The sequence below is a fragment of the Pseudaeromonas aegiceratis genome, assembly GCF_046254905.1.
In the GTDB taxonomy this organism is placed as follows: domain Bacteria; phylum Pseudomonadota; class Gammaproteobacteria; order Enterobacterales; family Aeromonadaceae; genus Pseudaeromonas; species Pseudaeromonas aegiceratis.
The window spans coordinates 3,023,936-3,038,579 of record NZ_CP158016.1; the positions used below are offsets into that span (position 1 = coordinate 3,023,936).

Below are 14,644 nucleotides of genomic sequence, written 5' to 3' on the forward strand. Positions count from 1 at the left end.
CGACCCCGATTGAAAGGACTCAACCATGATGCAATTTCCCCTGTCTCGCGCCCTGCTCGCCCTGGCCCTGCTGCCGGCCATTGGCCACGCCGAGGTGCTGGGTATCCCCAAGGAAGACGGCTTCAGCGGCTTCCTGCTGATGGGGGCCGCCTACAACAAGGTGGACTCCAATATTCTGGTAGGCCCCGACAAGAGCGCCAGCCGCCGCATCAACAGCCTGAGTGACATGGCCAGCAGTGACGGCACCAGACTCAACCTCAACGCCGACCTGCGCTACACCTTCGCCGCCGCCCGCACCCAGATCTACCTGGGCAACCTGATCCAGGATGCCCTGCGGCTGGACTTCAGCCAACAGCTGGGGATACGGCGGGAGTTCGGCGACCAGGGCATCGGCTCCATCGCCTATGTGTTCAGCGGCATCCCCACCGAGCAGTGGCAGGATCCCTATCTCACCGGCGACAAGCGCCACGCCACGGATCGCAACTCCCGCGGCGTGCGTCTGGGCTGGGACGGCATCGCCGGATCGGCCTTCGACGCCAGCTATACCTTCCGCAACATCCAGTTGGATGACGAGCGTAGCGGTGACAGCATCAGCAGCCTGACGCCCGCCCAACGGGCCAGCCTGGATCGCAACGGCAGCAGCCAGGCCCTGGATCTGGCCTACAACTGGCGACTGGGCCAAGGCCGGATGTTGCGCCCCAGCCTCACCTACAGCCGCAAAGATGCCGACGGCGCCGCCATGGACTATGACCGGCTGACCGGTCAGCTCTCCTACAGCCTGATGACCCCCCAGTACAGCCTGATCAGCAACTTGTTTGTCGGCACCTTGCGCTACGACGAGGCCAACCCCGTGTTCAACCGCAAGGCCGATGCCGACGAGTATGGTCTGAACGTCAACTTCCTCTGGCACCGCCTGGCGGGCATCGACAAGCTCAACGGTACCCTCACCGCCACCTACGGCAAATCCGACGCGGACGTGCACTTCTTCGACAGCGAGTTGAGCCAGCTCTCCGCCGGGGTGCTGTACAACTTCTGATCCATCAGCAAACAAAAAGCCCTGCCGACTGGCAGGGCTTTTTTATGGCGAGGCGCGGAGCTTAGGCCGCGTTGCTCACCTCGGCGCGACGGGGCAGCGCCAGGCACAGCAGGGTCACCAGGCTGGTGGGCAGCAACCAGGCCAGCCCCAGATCGAACAGCGGCAGGAAGTCGAAGGCCGACAGATCCAGACCGGCGGCCTTCAGGCCATCCAGGGCGCCGAACAGCAGGGCGACGGCGATGATGAGGCGCAGGCTGTGGCGCGGATGGGCGAAGAACCCGTGCAGCAGGGTCGCCAGCACCAGGGCCACCGCCACCGGATAGATACCGACCAGTACGGGAATGGAGAGTCTGATCAGGGTAGCCAGACCCACGTTGGCCACCAGGGCACACAGAGCCCCCATCACCAGCGCCAGGCTGCGATAGGAGCAGCGCGGCCACAGCTTGCTGAAGAAGTCGGCACAGGCGGAGATGAGACCCACGGCGGTGGTCAGACAGGCCAGGGAGACGATGGCCGCCAGGATCAGCTGACCCGTGCTGCCAAACAGGGCCTGCACATAGGTGGAGACGATGACGCCGCCGTTCTCCGGGGATTCCAGCAGGCCACCGGCGGTGCCGCCCAGCTTGAACAGCGCCATGTACACCAGGGCCAGGCCGGTGGCGGCGATCACGCCGGCCCGCACCAGGTAACGGGTCTGCAGCTTGCTGTCGGTGATGCCCTTCTCCTTCAACACGTCGATGATCAGCATGCCGAACATCAGGGCACCGAAGGTATCCATGGTGTTGTAGCCTTCCATCAGGCCTTTGACGCCGGGATGGCTGACGTACTCGCCGGCGGCCAGGGGCACGCTGCCCTGGGGCGCCACCAGGATGGCGATGGCCAGCACGGCCAGCAGGACCACCAGCAGCGGGGTGATCAGCTTGCCGATGGCATCCAGCAGACGGCCGGGCTTCAGGGAGAGGTAGGTGGCCAGGCCAAAGTAGCCCAGGCTGAACAGGGTCAGGCTGGTCTGGCTGGCGGATCCCCCCAGGAAGGGCTTGATGCCCATCTCGTAGGCCACGAGACCCGTGCGGGGAGTGGCAAACGCCGGACCTATGATGATGTAGACCGCCACCGCCATGGCCACGCCCATGCCCGCCGGCAGGTGACGGGTCATGGTCAGCAGGCCGCCGCCGGCCTTGGCCACGGCGATGATGGTGGCCAGGGGCAGGCCCACGGCGGTCACCAGAAAGCCCAGCATGGCTGGGGTCAGGTGCTCACCGGCCATGAAGCCGGCCATGGGGGGGAAAATGATGTTGCCTGCCCCGAGAAAGAAGGCAAAGGTCATGAAGCCCAGGCCGACCAGATCGGCTGCGGTCATGGATTTGTTCACGGATCACTCCAAAACTGACGTTAAAACAGACACCTATGGAAGGAAGGTCCAAGCCTTCTCCCCAGGCAGGTACAGCTCAAAGAGTCACCATCCGTGGAATATTCTTCTAATCGTGAGCGGACACCGGATTGGTGCGGCAGAATAAAGCAATGGTCAATGAGATCAAGACAAAATTTACAGCTTAAGATAGAAGCCGGAGACCATGTTGGCATATGTTTCGCTATAGCCACCATCACTAGACAATATAACCATGTCATTTGTGGTGATAGCTGATTCCTCTCTAGATAACCGCAATAAAACGCGATTAACCGCTTTAGATTCCTTTGGCGATATATTCCATCGGCAATTGGGATAGAAGCCCATCCGGCTGGCACAAGCCAGCAGAGACGACTCCCAGTCCTTGGGCAACACCAGGGCCAACTGACCGCCCGGTGCCAACAGGCGGTCCACCGCCGCCAGCAGCTCGCCGTAGCTCAGGGTATGGGTGTGGCGGGCCTGGGCCCGGGCGCCATCTGCCGCCACCTGGCCCACCGGGAAATAGGGCGGGTTGCAGACGATGAGATCGAAGGGCGCGGCGCTGAAGGTCTGGATCGCCGCCTGATGCACCCGGATGCGGGCCGCCCAGGGGGAGTCCAGCACATTCTGAGCCGCCTGGGCCGCCGCCGCCGGATCCAGCTCCACCGCCGCGATCTGCACGTCGGCCGTGGTGCGTTGCGCCAGCATCAGGGCCAGCAGGCCGGTACCGGTGCCGATATCCAGGATGCGCCGCGCCCCCTCCACCGGCGTCCAGGCCCCCAGCAGCACCCCATCCGTGCTGACCTTCATGCCGCAGCGATCCTGCCGGATATGAAACTGTTTGAAGCGAAAATCCCGTCCGGCCATGGCCCCTCCTGCAACAGGTGGCGGATTTTATCATGGCCCTGGCCTATAATGTGCGGCCAACCCTAGCCTACAGAGAAAGCCTGCATGTCCTTTGACACCTTCGACCTGGACCCCGCCCTGCTGCGCGCCGTTGCCGAGCTGGGCTACACGCGGCCCACCACCATACAGCAGCAGGTGATCCCGGAAGCCATGGACGGGCGGGATATTCTGGCCTCGGCCCCCACCGGCACCGGCAAGACGGCCGCCTTCCTGCTGCCGGCCCTGCAGCACCTGCTGGACTATCCGCGGCGCAAGCCCGGCCCGGCCCGGGTGCTGGTGCTCACCCCCACCCGGGAGCTGGCCCAGCAGGTGGCCCAGCAGGCCAAGGATCTGGCGCGCCACACCCACCTGAACACCGAGACCATCATAGGTGGCATCAGCTTCGAGGATCAGGAGGTGGCGCTGGGCAACGAGGTGGACGTCATCGTCGCCACCCCGGGCCGCCTGCTGCAATACATAGAAGAAGAGAGCTTCGACAGCCGGGAGATCGAGATCCTGATCCTGGACGAGGCCGATCGCATGCTGGACATGGGCTTCATCGGCGAGGTGGATCGCATCGCCGGCGAGGCCCGCTGGCGCAAGCAGACCATGCTGTTCTCCGCCACCCTGGAGGGCGCGGGCCTGGTCAAGTTCGCCAACGAGCTGCTGAAGAACCCGGCGGAGCTGCACGCCGAGCCGCCCCGCAGCGAGCGGCGCAAGATCCACCAGTACCTCTATCAGGCCGACAGCCTGGAGCACAAGTTCGCCCTGCTGACCCACCTGCTGCGGGAGGAAGAGGTCAAGCGCAGCATCGTCTTCGTCAAGACCCGGGAGCGGCTGGCGGAGCTGTCGGCCCAGCTGCAGGGCGTCGGCATCCGCTGTGCCTGGATCCGCGGCGAGATGGAGCAGGCCAAGCGCCAGGAGGCCATCCGCCGCTTCAAGGATGAGGAGGTGCATATCCTGCTGGCCACCGACGTGGCGGCCCGGGGCATCGACCTGCCGGACGTCAGCCATGTGTTCAACTACGATCTGCCCCGCACCGCCGACGTCTACGTGCACCGCATCGGCCGCACCGGCCGGGCCGGCAAGCGCGGCACCGCCATCAGCCTGATAGAGGCCCATGACGTGCCCATGCTGACCCGCATCGTGCGCTACACGGGGGAAGAGCCCAAGCGCCGGGTGGTGGACAGCCTGCGGCCCCAGCACAAGTTTGCCACCCCGGTGGCCAAGAAGAAGAGCGTCAAGGCCAAGGAAAAGGAGAAGGTGGAGGAGCCGCGCAAGAAGGTGCGCCTGCGGGATCAGAAGAACAAGGGCAAGCCCGACTGGGCCGCCAAGAAGGCCAAGAAGGCCGGCGGTACACCGGCCGCCTGAGCGAGCGCACCCCAGCTGATGCGCACAAAACCAAGACCCGGCCTAGGCCGGGTCTGTCGTTTCTGACTGTCGATGAACGCCTTAGCGCTCGGGCCGCCGGAAGACCGGCTTGTCCGGGGTGGACACCTCGGGGGCGTAGGCGTACTCCTCCAGATCGAAGCCCAGCAGATCGGCGGGATCCGTCAGCCCCCGCTGTATGATGTAGCGCGCCATCAGGCCCCGGGCCTTCTTGGCGTAGAAGCTGATGATCTTGTACTGACCGTGCTTCTGATCCTGGAACACGGGACTGATGATGCGACCCCGCACCGCCTTGGGCTGCACCGCCTTGAAGTATTCGTTAGAGGCCAGATTCACCACCAGCTCATCCCCCTGAGCGGCGAGGTCTTCGTTGATCAGGGTGGTGATGCGGTTGTCCCAGAAGGCATAGAGATCGGCGCCCCCCTCGTTGGCCAGCTTGGTGCCCATCTCCAGGCGATAGGCCTGCATCCGATCCAAGGGACGCAACAGGCCATACAGACCGGAGAGCATGCGCAGATGCGCCTGGGCAAACGCCAGCTCGGCCTCGCTCAGGGTCTCTGCCTGCAGACCTGTATAGACATCCCCCTTGAAGGCGAACAGCGCCGGCCGGCTGTTGTCCGCCGTGCACTCGGGTTGCCACTGGGCAAAGCGCGCCACGTTGAGGCCCGCCAGCTTGTCGCTGATGCTCATCAGGGAGGCCAGCTGCGGCGCGCTGAGCTGGCGACAGACCTGGATGAGTTTGGCCGAGTCGTCCAGCATGCGCGGCAGTGTGTATTGGTCGGTGGTGAGGGGCGATTCGTAATCCAGGGTCTTGGCCGGGGAAAGCAGCATCAGCATGGGCTAGGGCTCCTGTTGCAACAAGGGCCCTTGCGGGCCCCTGGGTTAATCGACGGTCACATTGTCCAAGGTACCGGCACTCATGTTGTTGCCACCGGCGAGCTTGATCATGAGGCGCACCTCGTTGGCCGAGTCGGCGAAGGCCAGGGCCTCGTTGTAACCGATAAGCCCCTGACGATACAGCTCGAACAGCGACTGGTCAAAGGTCATCATGCCCTGCTCGTTGGAGCGGGCCATGACCTCTTTCAGGCGATGCAGCTCGCCCTTGCGCACTATGTCGCTGACCAGCGGCGTGTTGGCGAGGATTTCGAACACCGCCCGCCGACCCTGACCGTCCCGGGTGGGGATCAGTTGCTGGGCTATGATGCCCTTGAGGTTCAAGGAGAGATCGAACAGCAGCTGGCGGTGCTTGTCTTCGGGGATCAGGTGCAGGATACGCTCCAGCGCCTGGTTGGCGTTGTTGGCGTGCAGCGTCGCCATACACAAGTGCCCCGTCTCGGCAAAAGAGATGGCAAACTCCATGGTCTCCTTGGAGCGGATTTCCCCGATGAGGATGACGTCCGGCGCCTGCCGCAGGGAGGACTTCAGCGCCACATCGAAGGACTCGGTATCCGCGCCCACCTCCCGCTGGGTGATGAGACAGCGCTCGTGCTGATGGACGAACTCCACCGGATCCTCCACCGTCAGGATATGGCCATCGCTGTTGTGGTTGCGGTAGCCGATCATGGCGGCCTGGGTGGTGGACTTACCGGCGCCGGTGGCGCCGACAAACAGCAGCAGACCCCGCTTGGCCATCACCAGCTCCTTGAGCACCGCCGGCAGATAGAGCTCCTCCATGGTGGGGATGCGGGTCTCGATGCGGCGGAACACCATACCCGGCATCTCCTGCTGCCAGAAGCAGCTTACCCGGAAGCGCCCCAGCTCGGGCCGCTGCAGGGCATAGTTGGCCTCCTTGGTCTGGCAGAAGCGCTCCAGCTGCTCCTGGCTCATGGCCTCCTTGAGCAGGGTGACAATGTCATCCGCCTCCAGGTTGGTCTTGTCGATGGGGGTCAGCACCCCGTTGATCTTGAGGCAGGGGGGCTTGCCCACGGTGACAAACAGGTCAGAGCCCTGACGATCCACCAATTGGCCCAGCAGACTATCCAGTGTCATGAGTGCTCCTTTAGATGCTGTTGGGATCCACGGCCTTGGCCTTGGCGTCCGCGACGTTGACGACGCCCCGGGCCACCAACTGCTTGAGGCACTGATCCATGGTTTGCATGCCGTGCATCATCCCGGTCTGGATGACGGAGTACATCTGGGCAATCTTGTCTTCCCGGATCAGGTTACGAATGGCGGGGATGCCGATCATGATCTCGTGGGCCGCCACCCGGCCGCCGCCGGTCTTCTTCAGCAGGGTCTGGGAGATGACCGCCCGCAGGGATTCGGACAGCATGGAACGCACCATGTCCTTCTCCGCCCCGGGGAACACGTCGATGATACGGTCTATGGTCTTGGCCGCCGAGCTGGTGTGCAGGGTACCGAACACCAGGTGACCGGTTTCCGCCGCGGTGAGGGCCAGCCGTATGGTTTCCAGGTCCCGCATTTCCCCCACCAGTATGATGTCCGGGTCTTCACGCAGGGCCGAACGCAGGGCGGCGCTGAAGCCCAGGGTATCCCGGTGCACTTCCCGCTGGTTCACCAGGCACAGCTTGTTCTCGTGCACGAATTCGATGGGGTCCTCGATGGTGAGGATGTGGTGGTGGAAACCGTCGTTGATGTAATCGATCATGCCCGCCAAGGTGGTGGACTTACCGGAGCCGGTGGGCCCGGTCACCAGCACCAGACCCCGGGGGTATTCGCAGATCTTGCGGAAGATCTCCGGCGCGTTCAGGTCATCCAGGGTCAGCACCTTGCTAGGGATGGTCCGGAATACCGCCGCCACACCGCGGCTCTGGTGGAAGGCGTTCACACGGAAGCGGGCCAGGTTGGGCACCTCGAAGGAGAAGTCCACCTCCAGATTTTCCTCCAGCTCCTTGCGCTGGTGGTCATTCATGATGTCATACACCAATGTGTGCACCTGGCGGTGCTCCAGGGGTGGCAGGTTGATCTTGCGGACATCGCCATCCACCCGGATCATGGGTGGCACGCCGGCGGAGAGGTGTAGATCCGACGCTTTATGTTTTACACTAAAGGCCAGTAATTCTGTGATATCCATTTGAACCCCATTCCTTCATCAACTACTTAACGACGCTATGAATTCGATTTCCCAGCAACTGCAGACGGTTCAGGCCCGCATCCGCCAGGCGGCTCAGCAGGCCGGTCGGCCCGAGGCGGCGGTGGCCCTGCTGGCGGTGAGTAAAACCAAGCCGCTGGCCGCCATCATGGAAGCCTACCAGGCGGGGCAGCGGCAATTTGGTGAAAACTACGTGCAAGAAGCGGTGCAAAAAGTGCAGCAACTGCGCCAGATAACCGGCTTCGAGCAGATCGAATGGCACTTTATCGGCCCCCTGCAGTCCAACAAGACCCGCCTGGTGGCGGAGCACTTTGCCTGGGTGCAGAGCGTGGAACGCCTCAAGATTGCCCAGCGGCTCAACGAGCAGCGGCCCCATCACCTGGGCCCGCTGAACGTCTGCCTGCAGGTGAATATTAGCGGAGAAAGCAACAAATCCGGTACGACCGAAGCCGAAGTTTTTGAACTGGCTGCAGAAGTCAGTCGGCTCCCCATGCTGCGCCTGCGGGGCCTGATGGGCATACCGGAGGACACGGATGATGCGGCCAGGCTGCAGGCGCAGTTTGCCGACTTGGCCCGGCTGTTTACCCAGCTGCAGGCCGACTACCCCTCCATGGATACCCTGTCCATGGGCATGACCAACGATCTGGAGACGGCCATCGCCTGCGGCAGCACGCTCGTGCGCGTCGGCACCGCCCTCTTCGGAGCCAGAGATTACAAGCAGGACTAAATGGAACAACGTCATATCGCCTTTCTCGGCGCCGGCAACATGGCGCGCAGTCTCATCGCCGGCCTGCGGGCAGCCCAGTTCCCCGGAGCGCTGATCCACGCCACGGATCCCGATGCCCAGAAGCTGGCCCAGCTGGCTGGGGAGTTCGGCATCCAGGTCACCCAGGACAATACCGCCGCGGCCCGCGCCGCCCAGGTCATCGTCCTGGCGGTCAAGCCGCAATACATGGCCCAGATGCTGGAACAGCTCACCGCCGAGCTGGGCAGCCTGGAGGATCGGCTGGTGGTCTCCATCGCCGCCGGCATCAAGGTGGCGCGCCTGAGCCAGCTGCTGGGCGGCCACCGCAAGATAGTGCGCTGCATGCCCAACACCCCGGCCCTCATCGGCCTGGGCATGACGGGCCTGTACGCCCCGGGCGAGGTGAGCGACCGCGATCGCGCCTTCGCCGAGGCCATGCTGCAGGCGGTGGGCAAGACGGTCTGGGTTGGCCAGGAAACCGACATCAACGGCGTCATCGCCGCCTCCGGCTCGGCACCGGCCTACTTCTTCCTGTTGATGCAGCACATGGCCGAAGAAGCGGTCCGCCTGGGCTTTAGCGAGGCCGATGCCCGTCTGCTGGTGCAGCAGACCGCCCTGGGTGCCGCCCAGATGGTCATCGATAACCCCGCCACCAGCCTGGTCACCCTGCGGGAACAGGTCACCTCCAAGGGCGGCACCACCGCCGAGGCCGTGCGGACCTTCGAGGAAGGCAAGCTGGATGAACTGGTGAGCCGCGCCATGCAGGCCGCCATAGTGCGGGCCGAAGAGATGGAACAGCTGTTCTAAGGAGCCCCATGCAGAGCCTTTATTTTATTCTCGACACCCTGTTCAACCTCTACCTGATGGTGGTGATACTGCGCATCTGGTTGCAGTGGGCCCGCGCCGACTTCTACAACCCCCTGAGCCAGTTCGTGGTGCGCTGCACCCATCCCATCCTGGGCCCATTGCGCCGCCTGATCCCCAGCCTAGGGGGGCTGGATCTGGCCGCCGTGCTGCTGGCCTACGCCGTGGCCCTGGGCAAGTACCTGCTGTTCCTGGCCCTGGGCATGATCCACGGGCAGTGGCTGGGGCTGCTGCTGGTGAGCCTGCTGCTGGTGCTGAAACAGGCCGGCTCCCTGCTGTTCTGGCTGTTGGTGGCCCGGGCCATTCTCAGCTGGGTCAGCCAGGGTCGCAGTCCGATCGAGTTGGTGCTGTACCAGCTCACCGAGCCCCTGCTCTCCCCCATCCGCCGGGTGATCCCTGCCATCGGCGGCCTGGATCTGTCGGTGCTGGTGCTGTTTATCGCCCTGCAGGCGCTGAACTACCTGTTCCTGGATCTGTTCCCCAGCCTCTGGGGCATGCTCTGATGAGCGCCGTGCGCTGGGAGGGTGAGCAGCTGCTGCTGGCGCTGCTCATCCAGCCCAAGGCCAGCCGGGATCAGTTCCAGGGGCTGCACGGCGACGAACTCAAGCTGGCCATCACGGCACCGCCGGTGGATGGCCAGGCCAATGCCCATCTCATCAAGTTTCTGGCCAAGCAGTTCAAGGTGGCCAAGGGCCAGGTCAGCCTGCTCAAGGGCGAGCTGGGCCGTCACAAGCTGCTGGCCATCGACTCACCACGGCAAATCCCCGAGGCCATCGCCCAGTTGCTGATGGCCTGACCTGTCATTTCTAGCAGGCCTCCTGACTGGGCGGCCCCTGGGCTTCTGGTGCACCATAACGGGGTAACCTCACCCATTGGAGCCCATATGGAACAGCCGCTCATCTGGCTGGTGGATGACGACAGCGCCTTGACCCCGCTGATGGAGCAGAGCCTCAGCCAGTTGGGCATTGGTCGCCAACGGCTGCAGCGCGTTCACCACGCCAATCAACTGATGAGCCAAGTGGACAGGTCCAGTCTGGCCCTGCTGATCTGTCAGGGCCCCGCCGGCAGCCAGCTCTTGGCCGAGCTCAAAGCCAGTCGCCTGCTGCCCCCCTTTACCCTGCTGCTGCTGCTGAACGCCCCGACCGAGGCGCCCCGGGTCGATGATCAGCTGGATCTCAACCTGACGGTACGCCTGCCTGGCGGCCTGGATTCGGCGGCCCTGGTGGATCGGCTGGGCAACCTCATCTGTTGGCTGCGGCAACAAGGGGTGCTGCGGCGCACCTATGCCGAAGGCAACCCCGCCGCCGTCTGTGGTCTGTGTGAAGATCTGATGTTCCTGCTGCCCAAGGAGACCCGGGAGCTGGAGCGGCTCAAGGGCCATCTGCTGCTGCAGACCGAGAACCTGGCCGAGGCCGCCCAATACTATGGTCTCTGCCTGATGGAGCAGGGGCAAGCCTGGGCCAAGGCCGGCCTGATCACCACACTGCTGTGGCAGGAGAAGGCCGAGGCCGCCAACCGCCTGCTGGCGCAACAGCAAAACCTGGCTCCCCAAGTCCACCAGATGCTGCAGCTGATGGTCAGCCTCAGCGGCCATAACCTGCTGCAGGCCAGCCAGACCTTGTTGGGCTTGCAACAGCTGGAGCCACAACAGGCCCAGTGGCAAACCCTCTCCCGTCAGCTGGCCCTGCTGCAAAACCAGGCCATGGGCCCCGCCGGCCCGCCCCCCTATCGCCTGCTACCGGAGCTGAATCTGGCCCACGACTTCCAGCAGTGGCAGCTGATCAGCATCGCCCAGAACTGGTTGGGGCTGCCCGCCACCCGCGTGCGTCGCCAACTGCTCAACCGCTGGCGCCAGCTGGCCGAGTCCCTGGGGCCGGCCCATTGCAGCCATGCCCGTCTGCTGGCCCAGGCGCAACAGGCCTGCTACCGGCAGGATTACCAGTTGGCGCGAGATCTGGTGGAACCCCAGGTGATCGACGAGGCCCTGCCCGCCACCACCTTGCTGTTCGGCGCCTCGGTGGCGGAGCTGACCGGCCTCACCGAGCGGGCGGAATATTACCTCAACGCCCTGACGCGCCAGCTGGATCTGGCCCAGCAGCGGCGCGAGGCCCTGTTGCAGACCCGGATCCAGGGCCTCCTCCTGGCACGCCTGCGTCACTGGCGCCTGATGCGCCAGCAGACCCTGCATGATCTGCGGGAGGCCCGCCAACAGGCCATAGAGCAGCGGGACTTTTTCCACGCCCTGCAGCTGGCCAGCCAGTTGCTCAAGGGCTTCGGCGCCCAGACCAAGGACACCCTGATCGCCCTGGAGCTGCTGACCCTGGTCTGGCCCAGCCGGCTGCACAACAATCAATTCAAACAACTGCTGGCCCAGCTGCTGCGCATCCTGGACACCGCCAGTGACCTCACCCCGCAACAGCGACAACGCTTCAGCCTCAGTCGGACGCGCGCACTGCATCAACTGCGCCAACAGATGGGGTTGCGCCGACAAAAAGCCTCGGTCTGACGCCGGATCTGCGCTGGCCCCTGCCTCGCCCTGCCGCTATCATGGCGACCATCCAAACGAGGGAGAGGTAACGATGTCACAACTGGTGCTGGCGACCGGCAACAAGAAGAAGGTCGAAGAGCTCAATGCCCTGCTGGGCGGCTTGGGCTATGAGGTGCTACCCCAGAGTCAATTCCAGGTAGCAAGCGTCCCCGAGACCGGCACCACCTTCGTGGAAAACGCCATCATCAAGGCCCGCCACGCCGCCCGCGTCACCGGCCTGCCCGCCATCGCCGACGACTCCGGCCTGGAAGTCGATGCCCTGCTGGGCCGGCCCGGCGTCTACTCCGCCCGCTACGCGGGTGAAGATGCCTCGGATCAGGACAATCTGGAGAAGTTGCTGGCCGAACTCGAAGGGGTCCCCCTGGTGCTGCGCAGCGCCCGCTACTGGTGTGTGCTGGTCTACATGCGCCATGCCGACGACCCCACCCCCCTCATCTGCCAAGCCAGCTGGAACGGCATCATAGGCCTGGAACCCATCGGTGAGCACGGCTTCGGCTACGACCCCATCTTCTTCGTCCCCGAGTCAGGCTGCACCGCCGCCGAGCTGGAACCGGCCGAGAAGAACCGGCTGAGCCACCGCGGCCAGGCTCTGCAACAGCTGTTGAACAAGCTGAACGAGCCGGATTGATGCTACAGCTGCCGCCCTTGTCGCTGTATGTGCATATTCCCTGGTGCGTACAGAAGTGTCCCTACTGTGACTTCAACTCCCATGCCCTGCGCCAGGGGCTGCCGGAGGCGGAGTATGTGGCGGCGCTGCTGCGGGATCTGGATGCGGATCTGCCCCTGGTGCAGGGCCGCGCGCTCTCCAGCCTCTTCATCGGCGGCGGCACCCCCAGCTTGTTCAGCCCGGCCAGCGTGGCCGAACTGCTGGCCGGGATCCGGGCGCGCATCCCCTTCGCGCCGGACATAGAAGTCACCCTGGAGGCCAATCCCGGCACCGTGGAGGCCGGACGCTTCCCCGGCTATGTGGCCGCCGGCGTCAACCGCATCAGCATCGGGGTGCAGAGCTTCGCCCCTGGGCAACTGCAGCGCCTGGGCCGGATCCACGGCCCGGATGAGGCCATCGCCGCCGCCCGTCAGGCCGCCCAGGCGGGGCTGCGCAGTTTCAATCTGGATCTGATGCACGGCCTGCCCCAGCAGGGGGTGGCAGAGGCCTTGGCGGATCTGGAGCAGGCCATCGCCCTGGCGCCGCCCCATCTCTCCTGGTACCAGCTCACCATAGAGCCCAACACCGCCTTCGGCTCCAAGCCGCCGGTGCTGCCGGAGGACGAGCTGCTGTGGGAGATCCAGGAGCAGGGCCACGCCCGGCTGCTGGCGGCCGGCTATCGCCAGTACGAGATCTCCGCCTACGCCAAACCAGGCTTCGAGTGCCGCCACAACCTCAATTACTGGCGCTTTGGCGACTACCTGGGCATCGGCTGTGGCGCCCACGGCAAGATCAGCCTGCCGGCGCAAGACGCCATTTGCCGCACCGTCAAGGTCAAACACCCCAAGGGCTATCTGGAGCCGGGCCGCCCGGCGCTGGATCAGCGCTGGGAGGTGAGTCAGGCGGAGCGCCCCTTCGAATACTTCATGAATCGCTTCCGCTTGTTTGAGCCCGTGCCCAAGGCCGAGTTTGCCGCCCGTACCGCCCTGGCGCCGGCCGACATGGCCCCACGGCTGGCCGAAGGGCTGCGCCTGGGGCTGCTCTGCGACACGCCGACCCACTGGCAGGTGACCGAGCTGGGCCACCGCTACCTCAACCGCCTGCTGGCGGAGCTGATGGACGACTAATCCGCCAGGGCCGCCAGCAGGAACTCCTTGAACGCCTGCACCCGGGCCGGTGCCCGCAGGCCACTCTGGGTGATGAGATACAGCTCGGCCGCCGGAGCCTGCCAATCGGTCAGCACCGGCTGCAGCCGCCCCTGGGCCAGGGCCTGAGCGGCCACCAGGGCGGGCATAAAACCCAAGCCCCCGCCGCACAGGGTCAAGCGCAACACGCTGGCGTAATCCAGGCTCTGCAGCCGAGGCCAGAGGATGAGCTGCTCCTCCACGCCCCCCTGATGCAGGCGAACGCGGCAGCCCTGATTGCTGGGCCCCGCCAGGATCAAGGCGTGGGCGTGGAGTTCCTCCGGACACGCCGGCGGGGCCGCCTCGGCCAGGTATGCCGGCGCGGCAAACCAGCCCATGGTCAGCCGGGTCAGCGGGCGGGCGCTATAGCCCATGTCCGGTAAGCCCCCTTCGGTGGCCCGCAACGCCACATCGATCTGGTGACTGGCCAGATCCAGCCGCTGGTCGCTGAGCAGCAACTCCACCCGGATCTGCGGATACTGACGGGCGAAGTCCACTATGATGGGGGGCAACCACTCCTGCCCCAGATCCATGGGCGCCGTGATCCGCAGCACCCCTCTGGGCTCGCTGCGGGTGGCCCGCGCCAATTCGGCCCCCTCCTCCAGCAACAGCAAGCCCTCCCGCGCCTTGCCGTAGAACAGCTGCCCCTCGCCGGTGACCGTCACCGAACGGGGATGCCGCGCCAGCAGGCTAAGCCCCAAGCCGGTTTCCAGGCGCCGCAGACGGCGGCTGATGCTGCCCTTGGTCTCCCCCAGCACCCGCGCCGCCGCCGACAGGGTACCCAGCTCCACCACCCGGCAGAAGGCCCGCACATCGGTCAGTGACCCGCCCATGGTTTCCAATTCGTCAACATTGTGTGCCATTTTTACGGTCTTCCCGTTTTTTATGGAAACCATATCATGGGCTCA

The 14,644-nt window shown here is 64.7% G+C and carries 15 protein-coding genes; 9 read left to right on the forward strand and 6 right to left on the reverse strand.

What is annotated here, in order from left to right:
- Window positions 1–25: 25 nt before the first annotated feature.
- A complete protein-coding gene (locus tag ABHF91_RS14205; protein WP_409420912.1) occupies window positions 26–1,036 on the forward strand; it encodes a DUF2860 family protein in 1,011 nt (336 codons plus the stop codon).
- Window positions 1,037–1,097: 61 nt separating this feature from the next.
- Here the strand turns inward: ABHF91_RS14205 and brnQ are convergent, their stop codons facing one another.
- Complete coding sequence (gene brnQ, locus ABHF91_RS14210; RefSeq protein WP_409420913.1) at window positions 1,098–2,408, reverse strand: branched-chain amino acid transport system II carrier protein; 1,311 nt, start codon at window positions 2,406–2,408, stop codon at window positions 1,098–1,100.
- Between the two features lie 174 nt (window positions 2,409–2,582).
- Window positions 2,583–3,290, reverse strand: a complete 708-nt coding sequence (locus ABHF91_RS14215; RefSeq protein WP_409420914.1) for a tRNA1(Val) (adenine(37)-N6)-methyltransferase — start codon at window positions 3,288–3,290, stop codon at window positions 2,583–2,585.
- A gap of 84 nt (window positions 3,291–3,374) precedes the next feature.
- Between ABHF91_RS14215 and srmB the strand changes: the two genes are divergently transcribed.
- Complete coding sequence (srmB, locus tag ABHF91_RS14220; RefSeq protein WP_409420915.1) at window positions 3,375–4,679, forward strand: ATP-dependent RNA helicase SrmB; 1,305 nt, start codon at window positions 3,375–3,377, stop codon at window positions 4,677–4,679.
- An 81-nt stretch (window positions 4,680–4,760) separates the two neighbouring features.
- Here the strand turns inward: srmB and yaaA are convergent, their stop codons facing one another.
- From yaaA to tapT, 3 genes are read right to left on the reverse strand one after another with little or no spacing between them, the layout of a single operon-like run.
- Window positions 4,761–5,534 (reverse strand): peroxide stress protein YaaA, encoded by a 774-nt coding sequence (gene yaaA / locus ABHF91_RS14225; protein WP_409420916.1) that lies wholly within the window; start codon window positions 5,532–5,534, stop codon window positions 4,761–4,763.
- A gap of 45 nt (window positions 5,535–5,579) precedes the next feature.
- The gene (locus ABHF91_RS14230; protein WP_409420917.1) at window positions 5,580–6,686 is read right to left on the reverse strand and encodes a PilT/PilU family type 4a pilus ATPase; all 1,107 of its coding nucleotides are present in this window, start codon (window positions 6,684–6,686) and stop codon (window positions 5,580–5,582) included.
- Between the two features lie 10 nt (window positions 6,687–6,696).
- Complete coding sequence (tapT, locus tag ABHF91_RS14235) at window positions 6,697–7,731, reverse strand: type IVa pilus ATPase TapT (RefSeq protein WP_409420918.1); 1,035 nt, start codon at window positions 7,729–7,731, stop codon at window positions 6,697–6,699.
- A 37-nt stretch (window positions 7,732–7,768) separates the two neighbouring features.
- On the opposite strand from tapT, the gene ABHF91_RS14240 reads away from it, so the two are divergent.
- The 7 genes from ABHF91_RS14240 (at window position 7,769) to hemW (ending at window position 13,679) form a co-directional block, all read left to right on the forward strand.
- Window positions 7,769–8,476, forward strand: coding sequence for a YggS family pyridoxal phosphate-dependent enzyme (locus ABHF91_RS14240; protein ID WP_409420919.1), 708 nt, complete (start codon window positions 7,769–7,771; stop codon window positions 8,474–8,476).
- Window positions 8,477–9,301, forward strand: a complete 825-nt coding sequence (gene proC / locus ABHF91_RS14245) for a pyrroline-5-carboxylate reductase (RefSeq protein WP_409420920.1) — start codon at window positions 8,477–8,479, stop codon at window positions 9,299–9,301.
- A gap of 8 nt (window positions 9,302–9,309) precedes the next feature.
- On the forward strand, window positions 9,310–9,861 hold the full coding sequence (locus tag ABHF91_RS14250) for a YggT family protein (protein WP_409420921.1): 552 nt from the start codon (window positions 9,310–9,312) through the stop codon (window positions 9,859–9,861).
- A complete protein-coding gene (gene yggU, locus ABHF91_RS14255) occupies window positions 9,861–10,154 on the forward strand; it encodes a DUF167 family protein YggU (RefSeq protein WP_409420922.1) in 294 nt (97 codons plus the stop codon). The genes ABHF91_RS14250 and yggU overlap by 1 nt, the downstream gene beginning before the upstream one ends.
- Before the next feature lie 87 nt (window positions 10,155–10,241).
- Window positions 10,242–11,864, forward strand: a complete 1,623-nt coding sequence (locus ABHF91_RS14260; RefSeq protein ID WP_409420923.1) for a hypothetical protein — start codon at window positions 10,242–10,244, stop codon at window positions 11,862–11,864.
- A gap of 73 nt (window positions 11,865–11,937) precedes the next feature.
- Window positions 11,938–12,534, forward strand: coding sequence for an RdgB/HAM1 family non-canonical purine NTP pyrophosphatase (gene rdgB, locus ABHF91_RS14265; protein ID WP_409420924.1), 597 nt, complete (start codon window positions 11,938–11,940; stop codon window positions 12,532–12,534).
- Window positions 12,534–13,679, forward strand: coding sequence for a radical SAM family heme chaperone HemW (hemW, locus tag ABHF91_RS14270; RefSeq protein ID WP_409420925.1), 1,146 nt, complete (start codon window positions 12,534–12,536; stop codon window positions 13,677–13,679). Before rdgB ends, hemW begins: the two co-directional genes overlap by 1 nt.
- Here the strand turns inward: hemW and ABHF91_RS14275 are convergent.
- The gene (locus tag ABHF91_RS14275; protein ID WP_409420926.1) at window positions 13,676–14,599 is read right to left on the reverse strand and encodes a LysR family transcriptional regulator; all 924 of its coding nucleotides are present in this window, start codon (window positions 14,597–14,599) and stop codon (window positions 13,676–13,678) included. The two genes, hemW and ABHF91_RS14275, sit on opposite strands and share 4 nt — an antisense overlap.
- Between the last annotated feature and the right edge of the window lie 45 nt (window positions 14,600–14,644).